This is a genomic window from Halalkalibacter krulwichiae (genome assembly GCF_002109385.1).
Classification (GTDB): Bacteria; Bacillota; Bacilli; order Bacillales; family Bacillaceae_D; genus Halalkalibacter; species Halalkalibacter krulwichiae.
Window position 1 is genome coordinate 3,669,391 of record NZ_CP020814.1, and the last position, 15,958, is coordinate 3,685,348.

At 40.3% G+C, this 15,958-nt stretch carries 19 protein-coding genes and 1 riboswitch; of the genes, 2 read left to right on the forward strand and 17 right to left on the reverse strand.

Annotation, left to right across the window (positions count from 1 at the left end; translation table 11 throughout):
* Positions 1 to 108: 108 nt before the first annotated feature.
* Positions 109 to 222, reverse strand: a riboswitch (SAM riboswitch).
* A 303-nt stretch (positions 223 to 525) separates the two neighbouring features.
* From BkAM31D_RS18540 to BkAM31D_RS18565, 7 genes are all read right to left on the reverse strand, one after another.
* Positions 526 to 762 carry a YusG family protein gene (locus BkAM31D_RS18540; protein ID WP_066156610.1) on the reverse strand — a complete coding sequence of 79 codons (237 nt, stop codon included), beginning with the start codon at positions 760 to 762 and terminating at the stop codon, positions 526 to 528.
* A 121-nt stretch (positions 763 to 883) separates the two neighbouring features.
* The gene (gcvH, locus tag BkAM31D_RS18545; protein WP_066156613.1) at positions 884 to 1,270 is read right to left on the reverse strand and encodes a glycine cleavage system protein GcvH; all 387 of its coding nucleotides are present in this window, start codon (positions 1,268 to 1,270) and stop codon (positions 884 to 886) included.
* A 70-nt stretch (positions 1,271 to 1,340) separates the two neighbouring features.
* A complete protein-coding gene (locus BkAM31D_RS18550) occupies positions 1,341 to 1,700 on the reverse strand; it encodes an arsenate reductase family protein (RefSeq protein ID WP_066156617.1) in 360 nt (119 codons plus the stop codon).
* Positions 1,701 to 1,734: 34 nt separating this feature from the next.
* The gene (locus BkAM31D_RS23710; protein WP_157076855.1) at positions 1,735 to 1,899 is read right to left on the reverse strand and encodes a hypothetical protein; all 165 of its coding nucleotides are present in this window, start codon (positions 1,897 to 1,899) and stop codon (positions 1,735 to 1,737) included.
* 213 nt (positions 1,900 to 2,112) lie between these two features.
* On the reverse strand, positions 2,113 to 3,915 hold the full coding sequence (locus tag BkAM31D_RS18555; protein ID WP_276565219.1) for an acyl-CoA dehydrogenase FadE: 1,803 nt from the start codon (positions 3,913 to 3,915) through the stop codon (positions 2,113 to 2,115).
* Between the two features lie 179 nt (positions 3,916 to 4,094).
* Positions 4,095 to 5,273 carry an acetyl-CoA C-acetyltransferase gene (locus tag BkAM31D_RS18560; RefSeq protein ID WP_066156626.1) on the reverse strand — a complete coding sequence of 393 codons (1,179 nt, stop codon included), beginning with the start codon at positions 5,271 to 5,273 and terminating at the stop codon, positions 4,095 to 4,097.
* 25 nt (positions 5,274 to 5,298) lie between these two features.
* Positions 5,299 to 7,659 carry a 3-hydroxyacyl-CoA dehydrogenase/enoyl-CoA hydratase family protein gene (locus BkAM31D_RS18565; RefSeq protein ID WP_066156628.1) on the reverse strand — a complete coding sequence of 787 codons (2,361 nt, stop codon included), beginning with the start codon at positions 7,657 to 7,659 and terminating at the stop codon, positions 5,299 to 5,301.
* Positions 7,660 to 7,986: 327 nt separating this feature from the next.
* On the opposite strand from BkAM31D_RS18565, the gene BkAM31D_RS18570 reads away from it, so the two are divergent.
* Positions 7,987 to 8,301 (forward strand): hypothetical protein, encoded by a 315-nt coding sequence (locus tag BkAM31D_RS18570; RefSeq protein ID WP_371807167.1) that lies wholly within the window; start codon positions 7,987 to 7,989, stop codon positions 8,299 to 8,301.
* 30 nt (positions 8,302 to 8,331) lie between these two features.
* Positions 8,332 to 8,661: a spore coat protein gene (locus tag BkAM31D_RS18575; RefSeq protein WP_066156631.1), complete on the forward strand. Its 330-nt coding sequence runs from the start codon at positions 8,332 to 8,334 to the stop codon at positions 8,659 to 8,661.
* A 67-nt stretch (positions 8,662 to 8,728) separates the two neighbouring features.
* Here the strand turns inward: BkAM31D_RS18575 and BkAM31D_RS18580 are convergent, their stop codons facing one another.
* The 10 genes from BkAM31D_RS18580 to BkAM31D_RS18625 are packed head-to-tail and all read right to left on the reverse strand — an operon-like array spanning position 8,729 to position 15,955.
* A complete protein-coding gene (locus BkAM31D_RS18580; protein WP_066156633.1) occupies positions 8,729 to 9,208 on the reverse strand; it encodes a hypothetical protein in 480 nt (159 codons plus the stop codon).
* Positions 9,205 to 10,491 carry a hypothetical protein gene (locus tag BkAM31D_RS18585; protein WP_066156636.1) on the reverse strand — a complete coding sequence of 429 codons (1,287 nt, stop codon included), beginning with the start codon at positions 10,489 to 10,491 and terminating at the stop codon, positions 9,205 to 9,207. Before BkAM31D_RS18585 ends, BkAM31D_RS18580 begins: the two co-directional genes overlap by 4 nt.
* 2 nt (positions 10,492 to 10,493) lie before the next feature.
* Entirely contained in the window at positions 10,494 to 10,907 is a 414-nt protein-coding gene (locus BkAM31D_RS18590; RefSeq protein WP_066156638.1) for an RDD family protein, read from the reverse strand.
* Positions 10,908 to 10,938: 31 nt separating this feature from the next.
* The gene (locus BkAM31D_RS18595) at positions 10,939 to 11,349 is read right to left on the reverse strand and encodes a TadE/TadG family type IV pilus assembly protein (RefSeq protein WP_066156641.1); all 411 of its coding nucleotides are present in this window, start codon (positions 11,347 to 11,349) and stop codon (positions 10,939 to 10,941) included.
* Between the two features lie 9 nt (positions 11,350 to 11,358).
* Complete coding sequence (locus BkAM31D_RS18600; protein WP_066156644.1) at positions 11,359 to 11,766, reverse strand: TadE family protein; 408 nt, start codon at positions 11,764 to 11,766, stop codon at positions 11,359 to 11,361.
* Positions 11,759 to 12,244: a prepilin peptidase gene (locus BkAM31D_RS18605; RefSeq protein WP_066156647.1), complete on the reverse strand. Its 486-nt coding sequence runs from the start codon at positions 12,242 to 12,244 to the stop codon at positions 11,759 to 11,761. The genes BkAM31D_RS18600 and BkAM31D_RS18605 overlap by 8 nt, the downstream gene beginning before the upstream one ends.
* A 30-nt stretch (positions 12,245 to 12,274) precedes the next feature.
* The gene (locus BkAM31D_RS18610) at positions 12,275 to 12,439 is read right to left on the reverse strand and encodes a Flp family type IVb pilin (RefSeq protein ID WP_066156650.1); all 165 of its coding nucleotides are present in this window, start codon (positions 12,437 to 12,439) and stop codon (positions 12,275 to 12,277) included.
* Positions 12,440 to 12,457: 18 nt separating this feature from the next.
* On the reverse strand, positions 12,458 to 13,189 hold the full coding sequence (locus tag BkAM31D_RS18615) for an SLAP domain-containing protein (protein WP_066156653.1): 732 nt from the start codon (positions 13,187 to 13,189) through the stop codon (positions 12,458 to 12,460).
* Positions 13,190 to 13,198: 9 nt separating this feature from the next.
* Positions 13,199 to 15,028: a hypothetical protein gene (locus BkAM31D_RS18620; RefSeq protein ID WP_066156656.1), complete on the reverse strand. Its 1,830-nt coding sequence runs from the start codon at positions 15,026 to 15,028 to the stop codon at positions 13,199 to 13,201.
* A gap of 39 nt (positions 15,029 to 15,067) precedes the next feature.
* Complete coding sequence (locus tag BkAM31D_RS18625) at positions 15,068 to 15,955, reverse strand: type II secretion system F family protein (RefSeq protein ID WP_066156659.1); 888 nt, start codon at positions 15,953 to 15,955, stop codon at positions 15,068 to 15,070.
* Between the last annotated feature and the right edge of the window lie 3 nt (positions 15,956 to 15,958).

Genomic DNA, 15,958 nt, shown 5'->3' on the forward strand with positions numbered 1-15,958 from the left:
AAGATGTCTAATACTTCAATATTTCCAGAAAGCAGCTTTAGACATTTGGGCAAAACAAAAACCCTCCTGAACATCATGATGAACAGAAAGGTTAGTAACGAGTCCTTTCTCTCATCTTTCAAAGCTTCATGCTTTGCAGGATTTAGCACCTTCTTAGATGTTGAATCATCTAACGGTTGCCGGGCATCGTAGGGCCAGTCCCTCCGCCACTCTGGATAAGAGTTTCTTATATTATTTTTAGCAATGAGAGAATAATAGCATGTAAGAAAAAAACTTGTCAACAAATAACCTAAAAACAATTATAATCCAAAAATATACAGCGGAAATATTATAGCGGATCGTCTGTCTTGTTCTCTCTTTTTCTAACGAAAGCGATTCAACCGATTTAAGCATTGAGCTACTACAATGGAAGATTTTTTCTAAATTTGATATTTCCCTCTAGAACCATGCTTTATGAAAAGCCTGGCAGAGTTAATCATGCCAGGCTTTGTAGCGTTCGGATCAGTCCCTTGATCACTATTTTATTTAGCACCAGCCCTCATCGCAGCCTTCTACATACGATTGAACTTGATTAGGATTTTCATTTTCGTAGCGGAAAATCTTATCATTTTCAAATTCAAAGCCTTCCGCCATCTCATGTTGAAACCCTTGGTTCGTTTCAATAACTTTACCAACTTTCGCGTTACCCATATATAAATTCATATGGCCATCTTCATACTTCCCTTTAACTTTACTTGTAACATCAACTTTAATCAGATCCAATGCACTAACCTCCTTACACAGAAGTTACTATTATTGTGTCCTTTTACAAAGAAGACAGTCATGGGGAATTCATGAAAAAGAGGAAAGGCACAACACCCTTCCTCTGTAATCGATATTTCGATTAGTCTTCGCTAATCATTTCTTCATATTGTTCAGCAGACATAAGGTTGTCCACTTCACTTGCATCTTTAGGCTCTACTACGATCATCCATGCTTTCTCATATGGTGACTCGTTAACGAACTCAGGAGAATCATCAAGATCTTCATTAACAGCAACTACTTTTCCGCTGATTGGTGCATAAAGTTCAGAAACCGTTTTAACTGACTCAACACTTCCAAATGGCTCGTCCGCTTCGATTTCGTCGCCTACTTCTGGTAGCTCAACAAATACGATATCCCCAAGCTCAGATTGTGCAAAATCGGTAATCCCAATACGAACCGCTTCTCCTTCTACTTTTACCCACTCATGCTCTTCAGAATACTTTAATTCCTTTGGTAAGTTACTCACAAAAAATCCCTCCACATGAAAATAATTATAATGATTACTATATTATACCTAGTTTAACATAGAAACAACATTATTTGTTCCATGTTTCTTCAAATTGTTCTTCTTTAAATCCTACTGTCACTGTTTCTCCATCCGTTGTAATCGGACGTTTTATTAACATTCCGTCAGTTGATAAAAGCTCTAGCGCTTCATCTTCTGATAAATCTTTAAGCTTATCCTTTAATCCAAGCTCACGATACTTTTGCCCACTTGTATTAAAAAACTTTTTCAATTCAAGTCCACTTTTTTCATATAAGCTTTTTAATTCATCCTTCGATGGTGGGTTTTCAACTATATGTATGTCTTTGACTTCGATGCCCTTTTCGTTGAACCATTTGCTTGCTTTTCTGCATGTTCCGCATTTTGGATATTGATAAAATACAACAGCCATTTATCTATTCTCCTCCTTCCATTCTTCAACGTTATTATTGCGTATCTAGCTCCTGTGCACAATTTTTTTGCTCATTATTTTCCGTATTCCAAGTACCTTGAAGTGCATCGTGAACCGAATCGATACTCACATCTTGCGCAAATTCCTCCTCGACACCAGTAAGAGGTCCTGTATATTGGATGTTTTCTTTCTTCTTCATTCATTTATTCCCCTTCCGCTTTTTCCTAATCATAGCTTGTGTTACAAAAGTAAGAATCATGCAGTAGGTTTCGGACTCGAACCATAAGGGAAGCTAGAACGACAAAGAAGCCCCAACCGGGACTTCTTTGCACTAGAGAGGAGAATGCTCCATAAGAAAGGAGTATATTATTTTTTTGGAAAAGGAAATCCCCTTCCAAATTGATTAACAAGACTAAACGACAAAGCGCTTTTCTTCTAGCACGACACCAGCAATTTGGCGTTTTTTTGCAACGACATTGATTGGCGTATGACGGGTGAGCTTACGTAAGATACCTAACATCGTACGAAGTTTATCGCCTTCTTCCATTGCAACAAGCGATTCTTTTGCATGCGCTTCAATTCGGTTAAACGCTTCTTGACAATATACTTCAGTCATAAGAAGCTTTTGTGCAGCTTTAGTTGCATCAGCTTTGTTGATTGCTTTTTCGGTACGTAAAATTACCGACTCCATTGAGTAAATTTCACTAACGATGTCTGCTACATTTGACAGAAGCTCTTGCTCATGTTGTAGCTTTTCACCATATTTTTGCGCACCATTCCCAGCGACCATTAAGAAAATCTTCTTTGCCATCCCTAGCAAGTATTTCTCTTGCTCTAACGGCTCATCACCAATTTCTTGAGGCATTAGCATCATTAGTTCTTCTTGAAGTGCCATTGCCTTTTGTAAAAGAGGGAGTTCTCCCTTCATCGCTTTTCGCATAATCGTTCCAGGAACGAGAAGACGATTGATTTCATTTGTCCCTTCAAAAATTCGGTTGATCCTTGAGTCACGGTACATACGCTCTACTTCATACTCGGCCATGAACCCGTACCCACCATGAATTTGAACGGCCTCATCGACAACGTAATCAAGTGCTTCAGATCCAACCACTTTATTTAAAGAGCATTCAATCGCGTATTCTGCAATTGCATTTGCAACAGCGCGGCCATCTTTTTGTTCTTCATCCGATAAACCACCTAGACGTTCTTCAAACAAACCACCTGTCCGATAAATGGAACTTTCCGCTGCATAAGTAGCTGTTGCCATATTTGCAAGCTTCTCTTGAATGAGTGTAAATTTGCCAATTGGAGTTTTGAACTGCTTCCGTTCTGTTGCATACGTTGCTGCTAATTCAATTGCACGCTTTGCACTTCCAACACAACCAACTCCAAGCTTATAGCGTCCGACATTTAATATGTTAAAGGCGATCAAATGACCTTTTCCAATTTCACCCAATACATTATCGACTGGAACTAACGCATCTTCTAAGATCAATGTTCGAGTTGAAGATCCTTTAATGCCCATTTTCTTCTCTTCAGGTCCTGTCGATACACCAGCAAAATCTTTTTCAACAATAAAAGCAGTAAATTTTTCTCCATCGATTTTGGCATAAACAACGAATACGTCAGCGAAAGCAGAATTCGTAATCCATTGTTTTTCTCCATTTAATACATAGTGTGTACCGGCGTCATTTAAAACGGCTGTTGTCTTTGCTCCTAAAGCGTCTGATCCTGAGCTAGGCTCTGTTAAAGCATAAGCTGCCAACTTTGCACCCGATGCAAGGTCAGGTAAGTACTTCGACTTTTGCTCGTGATCCCCAAAAAAGACGATAGGAAGTGAACCAATTCCAACATGCGCGCCATGACTTAATCCAAATGCACCACCACGCACAAACCGTTCTGATATTAAGGAAGAACTGATTTTATCCAAGCCAAGTCCACCATATTCTTCTGGAACATCTGCTCCTAGAAGACCTAACTCTCCAGCTTCTTTTAACAGCCTTACGGTATGTTCAAACTTATGCTGCTCAATTTCTTCTAGAACAGGCTCCACTTCATTAATGACAAACTCTTCCGTCGTACGACCAATCATGATTTGTTCATCCGTAAAGTCCTCCGGTGTAAACACATGATCTGCTTGAATATCCTCAACTAAAAAGCTACCACCTTTAACTACTTTCTTTTCCGTTTGACTCATAGACCGTTCCTCCTTCATATTTTAAGGTTCTAGCAGCTATTGTAAAAAAGGTAAAGTGCGACCTTTTTTTATGCTGAGTGGCAACGGCTTCTCTCCTTGCGCGACTTTTATGAGAAAACCGCTCATAAAAGTCTTTAAAACATTGCAAGGGCTCGCTCGTTGCGAGCTATTGTAAAAAAGGTAAAGTGCGACCTTTTTTACAATAGCTCAAATACTCCTGCTGCTCCCATGCCGCCGCCGATGCACATGGTGACGATGCCGAATTGTTCGTTGCGGCGTTTCATTTCGTGTAGGAGTGTGAGCGTAAGTTTGGCTCCTGTACAGCCTAGGGGGTGACCTAGGGCTATTGCTCCTCCGTTGACGTTGACTTTTTCTTGGTCAAGGTTTAAATGTCGTATCACTTGTAGTGACTGAGAAGCAAAGGCTTCGTTTAATTCAAATAATCCGATATCTGATAATTCGAGTCCCGCTAGCTCTAACGCTTTTGGAATTGCTTCTACCGGTCCTATTCCCATAATTTCTGGTGCGACTCCTGCTACAGCAAAACTTCTGAATTTCATCAATGGGCTGAGTCCATTGGCTAACGCTTCTTCTTTATCCATAATGAGCACTGCTGCTGCCCCGTCACTCATTTGAGAAGCATTTCCAGCTGTTACACTTCCTTTTGGATGAAAGGCTGGACGTAGCTTTGCAAGACTTTCCACCGTTGTTTCTGGACGGACTCCCTCATCCGTACTAAAAAGGACTTTCTTCTCTTTCAATTTATGATCTGCCCCGACTGAGCGAAGCGTGACATCAACTGATACTATTTCCTCTTTAAATCGTCCTGCCTCAATCGCTGCTTGGGCTCGTTTATGGCTTTCAATGGCAAATGCGTCCTGATCAGCTCTGCTTACTTTAAAGCGATTGGCTACTTCCTCAGCGGTGTAACCCATCCCCATATAGTACTCTGGCTGTTCTTCGACAAGCTTTGGATTTGGTGCAATGACATGGCCTCCCATTGGAATCATGCTCATTGATTCTGCTCCACCAGCAATGATTGCTTTGGAATGACCAAGCATAATTCGCTCCGCACCATAAGCAATACTTTGTAGGCCAGAAGAACAATATCGGTTAATCGTGATAGCAGGAACCGTATTAGGCAATCCTGCTAAAGCAGAGATGTTTCGAGCCATATTCATCCCCTGTTCCGCTTCTGGCATCGAGCAGCCCATAATGACATCTTCTATATGCCTAGCATCGAAATCACCTGCACGCTTTAACGTTTCACTAACGGTTAATGCGCCTAAATCATCTGGACGGACATTGACTAATGTTCCGCGCTTTGCTTTTCCAACTGGTGTTCTCGCACCAGAAACAATTACCGCTTCTCTCATGTTCATTCCCCTCCTATTCCAATGATTAGTTACGAAGTGGTTTTCCTTTTGTTAACATATATTGCATTCGTTGTTGCGTTTTGGGTTCAGCAACTAGGCTTAAAAAAGCTTCTCGTTCTAAATCAAGCAAGTACTGTTCATCGACCAATGTCCCTTTTGGAACGCGTCCCCCTGCAATGACGAAGGCGAGCTTTTCCGCTATTTTCAAATCATGGTCAGAAATCATTCCGCCAAACTTCATTGTTTTGGCTCCGAGCAACATCGTTCCATAACCCGTTTCTCCAACGACTGGAATTTTTCTACGCTCCGGTGGTCGGTAGCCTTTTGCCGCTAAATGAAGTACCTCTTGTTTTGCACGGTCAATAAGGAAGTCACCATTGACCACTATGCCATCTCGTTCACTTAAGAAACCAACTTCTCTTGCTTCCTGAGCCGACGTAGAGACCTTTGCCATTGCGATCGTCTCAAATGTTTTATTGGCAACCGCTTGTAAGTCCGCTCCTCCTGACTGATCAAGATTACGTAGATACAATTCTTTATTACCGCCTCCGCCTGGTATGACTCCAACCCCAACTTCAACTAAGCCCATATACGTTTCTAAAGAGGCTTGAATGCTCGCTGATGGTAAACAAATTTCCGTTCCACCTCCAAGCGTCATTCCAAATGGAGCCGTGACAACTGGCTTTTGGGAATATCTAATTTTCGCCATCGCTTGTTGGAATTGGCGCACACTTAAATCAATTTCAAAGAAATTATCGTCTTGGGCTTCCAGTAATATCAGCATTAAGTTCGCCCCGACACAAAAGTTCTTGCCTTGATTATTAATGACAAGACCTTTGTAATTCTGTTCTACTTCTGTAACAGATTTTGCAATCATTTGAAGCACATCTGCACCGATAGAATTATTTGGTGACGTAAATTCAAGTAGAGCGACATCATCACCAACGTCAATTAAGCTTGCTCCCGCATTTTTAAAGATGACCTGATCAGGTTTTAGTGATTTTAGATGTACGATTTTTTCATTGATTTGCTTTTTCGAATAGCTGCCTTCATGATAAAAGCTATTTGCTTCATAGAACGTTTCTTTCCCTGATGCAAGCATTTCTTTCACCCATACTGGAACCGACTCCCCTTCTGCTTCCATCCGCTCCACTGATTTGGCTACTCCAATGGCATCCCATGTTTCAAAAGGTCCAAGCTCCCAACCAAAGCCCCATTTCATCGCTTGGTCAATCGCATAGATATCTTTGGCAATTTCAAATGCTTTATCGGCTGAGTACAGAAGCGTTGGTTTGATTAAATTCCAAACGAGTTGTCCAGCTCGATCATTAGCGTATACAAGCGTTTTAATCTTGTCGGGTAGCTTTTTCGCTTGTTTTGCTTGTTCAATGGAGACTGCTTGTAATTTTTTACGAGGTTCATATTCAAACGTCGTCGGGTTTAATTCAAGAATGTCTTTGCCTTGTTTCAAGAAAAAACCTTGACCACTCTTTGCTCCGAGCCAACCTCTCTCAGCCATTTCCCTCATAAAAGGAGCAGGATCGAATACTTCTCTTTCCTTCCCTTCCACTTTGTCAAACACATTCTTGGCGACATGTAAGAAAGTATCAAGTCCTACCACATCTAACGTTCGAAACGTCGCACTTTTAGGACGGCCTAATAATGGACCTGTAACGGAATCCACTTCACCGACTGAGTATCCACCTTTTAGCATTTCTTCGACCGTAACAAGGAGCCCATATGTCCCAATTCGATTTCCAATAAAATTCGGTGTATCTTTCGCTTCGACAACTCCTTTACCAAGCGCTTCTTCAGCAAACGCTTTCATAAATGTTAAAACGTCTTCTTTTGTCGCTTGTGTTGGAATGATTTCCAATAGTTTTAAGTATCGTGGTGGATTGAAGAAATGCGTTCCGAGAAAGTGTGCTTTGAAATCATCTGAGCGTCCTTCTGACATCGCTTCAACTGATATTCCTGATGTATTTGAACTAATGATTGTTCCTGGTTTACGTACAGCATCAATTTTTTCAAATAATTGCTTTTTCACTGATAAATTTTCAACTACTACTTCAATGATCCAATCAACTTCCTTGAGCCTTTCTAGATCATCATCTAAGTTGTAAGCTTCAATATAGGAAGCACGTGATTTCGAGGAAAGTGGTGCTGGCTTCTGTTTCGCAAGTTTCTTGATCGCGTTCATGCTGTGGCGATTTCGAACTGCTTTATCTGTGAGGGTAAGGCCTTTTGCCTGTTCTTCAGGTGTCAAATCTTTCGGTACAATATCGAGTAATAACGAAGGGATTCCAATGTTTGCTAAATGGGCTGCAATGCCTGAGCCCATTACGCCTGAACCAATAACAGCAACTTTACGTATATGACGAGTCATATTTCTCCCCCTTTTCCCATATAAATCAGATGATTGTTTGTCGTTGCGAGAAGTCGCAGTAACGAATGAACACTCATTCATTTTTTTCTCAAAAAAAGAACGACGATCTCAATCTGTCATTTTCTATAGTTATCATAACGGAGAATAACTAATTGTGCAATACATAATTTTTAAAAAATATGAAAAACTTCACCTTTTAATTTTCACCTGTTTTTTTCCATTCTCTCCTTCTTGTTCTGCGCATATAAATAGACCTTCCACTTCACACTATAGAAGTATCCGAATGACGGATACGTTGCAGGTGCAACATCCAAAGGAGGGTATATAATGGATCAACAGCAAATGCAAGGGATACAAAATCAACAAGGAATGCAAGGTCAGCAACAAATGGGTGGTCAAAGTCAGATGATGTTTCAAACACCGCCTGCCGTTATTACGACAAAGGACCAGCTTTATTTAACGGACATGCTTTCTTGGAACTTGTTAGCAATGAAGAAAGCCTTTTTCTTTGCTCAACAGTGTCAAGACCAAGAAATCAAATCAGCCATTGAAAAAGCAGGGAAAATGCACCAACAACATTATGAAAAAATCCTTAGTCATTTACAAACAACAGAGCAGCAGCAATCCATTCCAATGCAATAATTTAGAACGAACAAAGGGGGCATTTCCATAATGAACCAGCAGTCAAACAAAATCCAAAATCCAGAAATGCAAGTTCCTAAAACACCTCAAATGAACGATCGTGACTTTATAAACGATGTTTTATCTTGTGCTAAAAGCATGACAAACAACTATAGCGTAGCTTTAAATGAGTTAAGTCATGATCAATTGTATCAGGATCTCTCACAAATTTTCAACGAAACGCAAGACTGTCAGCGCGAATTGTATAATGTCATGTTCCGTAAAGGATTTTACGGACTTGAAGCTGCTGAACAACAAAAGCTTCAGCAATCGTATCAGCAGTTTTCTGGCTATCGGACACAGTTTCCATACCAGCAATAAACAAAAAAGAAGTCTGATCCCTCATAGAGGTTCAGGCTTCTTTTCTCAACCCGGCGTTAATTGTGCATTACTGTATGTCAAGCATCTCTTCTAAGCCTTCAGGTAATTCCTCTGTTAGGCTAATAAGTTCGGTATATACTTGCAAGATTTTCTTATCTGCTTCAATTGTTTGTTCATCGTAAGCGGACAATAGCCCTTGGTCAACTTCTCCATCTTCTATGTAAATCGTTGTAAGGGCATCTTCATAAAGGAACAATGCTTCAAGGTACCATTCTCGCATTTGTTCCACTTCGTCATAGGTAACTTCAAGCACTTCAAATTCATCCATTGCTAATTGAACTTCTGTTAAAGCTTGTTCAAGCAGTTCTTCGACATTCGGCTCTTTATTTTCAATGGCCTGTTCAAATTGCCATACATAGTAAAGAAAAGGATGCTCAGTCATCGCCTCTTCTACTCCCTTTGCCTCTTCTTTGACGGTTGTTGTCGTACAACCAAGCAGGATAGAAGCAAAAATACAAAGAGTTGTTATAAATAGTCTGTTTTTCATTCCTTCACCTCAAATGGAAGATTTACTCTTTCAGCCCATGACTCTACAGCCATAATTGCTTTTTCTTCTTCACTTTTTATCACGACCATTGAAGGCATCGAATTGGTTCTTTGTAATCTGATCATACGGCTTTTAGGATGATAAATCACTTTCGTAATATCAGTCAGAAATACTTCTTGTTTGCCGTACAAAATCATATCTTCTGTGAATGTAATCGACTTTCTTGTAACCGGACTATACATAAGCACGATTCCAACGAATAGAAAAAAGCAACCAAGCGACAGCATAAAAATGGTTCCAGTGCTCAATCCCTGCATGATCATAAGCACGATACCAATGGCTATAAGTGGAAGCCCTATAAACATTGGAACTCCTGCATAATCAATAACTTGTCCAATGATCCTAGCATCGCTTTTTGGACCCCGCTCTTTTTCCAAGCTTCCTTTTACTAAGTAAAAAGTTCTGTTTTGATAAAAAGTTCTGCTTGTTTGTAACAATGGAAAGTAAACTAAAATGCTGATAGCAGGAAACATTAGGATGGAGAAATCAAATCCCTCCGTTAAAAAGAGAATAAATAAAAGCGGGTTAACCACAAAGAAAACAAATCGCATTAAGCTAGTAAATGTGTTCAACAACATTTTATTAAACATTGACAAGTTAACGTTTTCTGTCGGTGGATTTTTAATTTGTGCTTGTTCATAGTTTGAGAGAATTGCTTGGTTCAAATCCATTGTTAGCTCATTCTCCCATGGCACGAAACTAGCGATTAATTCGCTTACTAGTTCTTTTTCTTGCTCCGATGCAATTGTTTCATTTTGGCGCCATGTCCAATCTTGATATGCTCGCCAAAAAGCATCCCACTGGTGAAAAAGGTTTTCCACCGAGCCTTTTGTTAACACCGTTTGTTCCTTCGATTCTCCAACTATTTGACATAGTTGATCGATTAAAAAAATTAATTCATTGTTTGTACTTTGGCCTCTATCTGCTTTTGTTAAAGACGACTTTAACATTTCTAGTCTTTCATAGCTTTGGAGAATGGCTATCACTCGGTGAACAGCTTTCGCCTCTTCCCCTTTTAGCTGTTGACCTTGTTCATCTACGACCATAAACCTAAGAAACGATTCTTTAGCCGGGTTTCTAGAATTCCCAACGACAGCTGCCTTTCCATTCGTCAACTCTACCCATTTGGATTGGATTAGAGGGAAAACAGAAAGGTGGTAAGGAGCATATGCCTTTTTATATTTACTTTTTGCTTTGCTATACCAATTCAATTTTAGTTCCAATGCTATTTTCCCCCTTTACTTGCTTGATGAACCGATGTCCCCGTAACCAAATCATGTAGCATTCGATTGTCTTTTCGGAATGCCAACATTATAACACTTACAAAAAGGACTGTCCCGAATGTATACATATAAGCAAAATAAGCAAACAGATATCTTGCTAAACACCGAAAGAAAGACAGTTTCTGCTTATTCCTAGAGAGATTCAATCCTAAAAGGCGCTTTCCAAATGATGCTCCTCCCCTTGAAACCGTCACAAACGTGAGGATCAGAATTCCACATAAATGGCCAACCAAAGTGGAGAAAAGATCTGAATCAAAAAGCCATTTTCCAATAATCTGATAAAATAGAAAGTCGAATATAAGAATGAACAGCAGATCTATCCCTGCTGAAAGAACACGTTTTAGCTTTCCTTTCACTTCGTAAAACTCCTTTTTATCTACTGGTTGCCTACTCGACCAAACTCGCTTCAGCAGAAGCTGTTATCGTTCGATCACTTATTCCAAAAAACCGCATGAAGAAAACTGGTGAGGTCATACGTGCCTCCATGATCACACTGGAGTTGGATATTTCAAACCGTGTTACCGTTGCACCTGTAACATTAGCATGCAAATATTGATTGGCTAATTGTTGTGCTTTATAAGAATCGATCACGATTACCCCTTCGTTCTGCCATGTATCTCGGTCATAACCGTCTAAAGCCGCGTAAACAGCTGAGTCTACCCCGTTAGCTAATTTGAAATAATTAGCTCCCATAAAGCCAATGTCAACAAGTAAACCCATCAGTCCAATATATACGGGAATTAATAACGCTGTAAGTGGCAAAATCATTCCTTTTTCATTTCCAAAAAGCATTTTCATTTCAAGCCCTCACTCAAATATATGATACGATGCTTCATGATTCAGTTCGACGAGACGACTAGGCATAAATGGGATTGGCAGATTATAATGACAAGTCACTTCAACGCGAAAGCTCTGTCCTTGCCTAGCCGCATGCACCGGCTGGCAGCTTGTCGTCGCTCTCGACAATGTGCTTTCAGTCGTACTTCTTGCACTCGTTGCGGCGGCATGTGGAGAAATATCCTCATTTGCAGACAAAGCAGCTCCGAGCCTTGCCCCTTGATTAGCCGATGTGACGACCACAATTTGATTGTAAATCACGATACCAAGCAGCAAGCCCCCAACAATCAACATAATTAACAATGGAAGGACAAGCGCCAGTTCTGTCACAGCTTGACCGTTTTCATTTTTGATTATTTTTTTAAATTTCTTATACATAAATCGTCACCATCCAAGAAAATGCAATGACAATCGAGAAAGGAAAAGATAATGGTTCATCTTCCTCTTTAGATGTAATCATTCGTTTTGCCGTTTGAAAAGGAGTCACACTTAGAAATAGGACACTTCTAATCCCTCGTGCTTTTATAACATGTATGATTGAAAAAAGGCACCCTATTCCAAGAATGAGAAACCAAAACGTATAGGTAGCAGGAAACGTAAAAGTTGCAGCTGCTGCTGTAATTAATTTAACATCCCCCGCACCAAGGAATCGGATGACATACATGATAAAAAACACGAACAGCGTAATGATTGAGCTTAGTAAGTACTCAAAGACTCCTGCACCAACTGTAATACTATGAGAGATGATGCTTATAATTAGAAGAGACAGAGCAAGAGGATTCGGTATTCTTCTCGTTCGTATATCGATAATAACAGCTAACAGTAAAAACGCACTCGTTATGATGTAAAGAAACATCCTTATCCTCCTACTCTTTGTAACAGTCTATTAAATTGATAGACTTTCAGCAATTTTGTTAAAGACTTCCATAATTCGGTCACGGAGTGCTGTAATGGCTACAATGACACCAATTAAAATAATCCCTAAAATAACCCCATACTCACTTAATGCTTGACCACTTTCGTCGTTCCAAAACTTTTTTAATAGATTCATCTTTCTTTCTCCTTTACATTAATCTTCTTTCGATTCTTTTTTTGATTTTTTTTCTTTCTTTTTTACTTCTTTATATTCGAAATTTGCATAGTAGCTGAAGTAATTCAAATCAAATTCCGGTAGCAATACATCCTCTATTGGAATTCGAAGTTCAAAAGGCTTTGCTTCACTAGAGCCGAGTTCGTCAAATCCCGTTGCTTCTTTAAATGTTGTATCAATCCAAACAAGTCCATTTTGGGTAACAAGCTCGAGCCTTGAGTTCGTTAAATCTTTTCGTTTAAACTTCTGATCTTGATAACCATTCCTTATTAAGCCATGAAGAACGAGTTGATCTTCATCTTCGTACATTAAGGAAGCAATGACATCGATTGTCTTATTCTTTGGTGGTGGATACTTTTCATAATGATCTTCTATAAAGTATTGTATGGTTTGTTCGGCAAAGTTTCTTTCAACATCCTCATCTAGAATGAGCTCGACTTGAGTCCAGCCTTTGTGATTTGTCATCATTTCGACTGGACTAAGCTCAATTTCCTCCTCATCAAGTTCAGTATCAGGGGAAATTTCCACTACATCCAAAGGTTCATAGCCTCTTTGTTCAAGCCTATGAACAGTTTTGGGATCTAGTGGTATCCTTTCTTCAAGTTCCTCTTCGTTGGTAAGAGAGGTCGAGGTTGCTGTTGTATTTGCACAAGCTCCCATTACTACTATTAATGCTGCAACAATCAAATATCTCATTAATAGTTTTCTCATCGTTTCACCTTACCCTCTTCCAAATAATCCAGAGATCCCTGTTGAAATATTAGTAAGAAGTCTTCCACCAGCTTCTCTCGCCGATTTTAAACCTTCTCCCATTCTTTCCATTCCTTCACTAACTTTTGAGTTTACAAAACTGCCTACTTTTGATTCATTCCATTTGTCTCTTATGACAGGAGCATACGTGAACGCTAATGATCCAATCCCGACCACAACAGAAGCGACAGCTAATCCTGTTGCAAGCGGTGGAATGGCAACTGCTCCCATTGCACCAAGAGCAAGAAGACCACTCGTCATGTTTAAGGCTCCTCCAATTTTGGCGTGGGTCGCTTTGTCTGATGTCATATCCATAAACCCTGTATAAACTGAAATCCCGTTTAAGCCAGTACCTGCCAATTTCCCAAGAGGTGTATTCACAAATTTCTTTGCCCATTCCATTGGAGTTGAATTCCATGCTTTGCTAACGAGATTTTTGCCATTTTGAATAGCAGAAGTCGCGAAATTCTTAGTTGCATTCGTAGCATTGCTAACAAAGCTAGCGATCGTTGACTTTTCCATTAATTGAGCTCCACGTTGCATAAACGCTAAACTTCCTTGCGTCGCACGAAGAATGCCTGCTTGGGCCCCGTACATTTTTTCCATACCTGAAAAGAACATAGACCCCATCTTTGAATCAGACGTTGTCGCTAACAGTCTCGCTACTTCTTGTGACGATTGAATGTCTTGGTAACGATTTGAGACAAGACCATTTGCAACATCCATTAGAGAATTTGCTCCTCGTCCTGCTAATTGCATCGTTCGGTCTAGGTGAGTCACAAACGTTGAAACGCCTTGTGCAGCCCACTCTCCACCTACAGCAAATGCCCCGCGAACTTTATTATCCAACCAAGCAAAAGGAGTCATAAGTCTAGAAAAGGTTAACGATTGAGCAGGTTCGCTTTTACTAAAGATTTCACGCGCATCAATATATTTTTCGAGTAACTCTGTAACAACCTTTTGTGTTTCAGGATCTTCCATAAGCGGATGTTTCCTTAACGCGAGCAATAGTAAGTCAGCACTTGCTAGATCTTTAAGGTTTATTCCATATAAGCTATCAGCTGCAGCAATATCCTTTAAGTACTCCTCTACCAATTGGATTAACTCTTCGCCTTCCGCTTCTTCAAGTGCTTGTTCAAGCTCGTCCTTACTTAGTTGACCGCTTGAATCACCCTCACTGCCTCGCTCATCATCCCGGTCCGATCCTTCTACTTCGGATAGGTTCCTCTCTGCTGAATTCGGATCACTCGATTCCTCAGTTGGAGTGCTGTTTCCTTCTGGGTTTGTACTGTCATTCTTCGAGCCAGTCGTTCGACCATCTGGATCATTGCTGTTATCGGTCGGATCGTTGCTCTCGCCACTAGGATCATTTGGATGAAGATTCGAATCATTTCTATGGCCTTCTGGATCTTTCCCATTTGTAACATCAGGATCTAAGCCGTTACTGTTATCTCCGTTGATCGGGTCATTAATCGTCCCCGAAGAACTTCCACCACTTGGATCATAGGGGCTCCCTGTAAAAGTTCCATTCCAGCCAGTGGGGTCATAAGGATCCTGGCCTTTAAAAGAAGGAAAAGAACTTCCTCCCCCTGAGAAATTCCCACTTGATGAACCACGGCCACTTCGATCATCAGCATTACGGACACCAGGCTTCGGATTAGGTCGTTCTTCCTCTTCTTCCACCTCTTCATCTCCCTCTGCAAAGACCATTATTGATCCCGCTGACATCAAAGCAATTGGTTGAAATAAAAGGATGAATAGGAGAGAAAGAACTAGTAGACGATTCATCTTTCGTTTCATTGGTAACCTCCTTTCTCAGTAAGTTAGCCAGCAATGTCACTACTCAGTAAAGAATTGAAATAAATTAATAGCAACTGGTCCTAGAATGAATATTGCCATTGCTGGAAAAGCAAGTAATACGAGTGGAAAGAAAAGCTTCATAGATGCCTGCTCTCCTAGTTGCTGTGCTTGTTTCTTTCTTGTTTCCCAGACCTCAGCTGCTTGTTGTCTCAGTACAGCAGTAACACCCGAACTTCCGCGTGCTAACGTTTGCGAAAGAGCCGAGACAAACCTGCTGACTTCATCGACTTGGCAGCGGAGTGTCATTTGCTCTAGTGCTTCTTGTTGCGACGTTCCCATTCCAAAACTTTTCATCACTTCTTTAAGCTCTGTCGCTAATTCCCCTTCTTTCGTTTCTACCACTTCTTTAATAGCTGCAAATAGATTCATCCCAGCATCACAAAGAATCGAAATCGAGTTTAGAACGTATGGGAGTTCTCTACGTATTTTTTCTTGTCGCAAGCGAATTCGCTGTTTCAACCAAATATCTGGTATTTTATAACCAATAACAGGTCCTGCAAAAGTAAGAAAGATCAACAGTAAATTTTCGCTAATAAGACCAAGAAATAAAAAGTAAAGAGCTGTGCCGATTCCACTTAAGACTCGAAACGTTATAAAATGGTCGACACTCATTTTTTCCTCATAGCCCGCTCGAATGAGCCGGCTTTGGATTAGTTCCCTTTTTTCATAACTAATATGAACATTCACTGCGGTAAAAAAGCTTATAACATAAGGTGTAAAGCGTTCCAATATCCCTTTACGCTTAACTTGAGAAAGTTCCTCAGCAGCTAACAACCGTTTCCGCATACTTAACGCCCGCAGTGATTTCACAGGGAAAAATACAACAATGATTAAAACGAACAACCAAAAGGCTATCATCCATTCCATGTT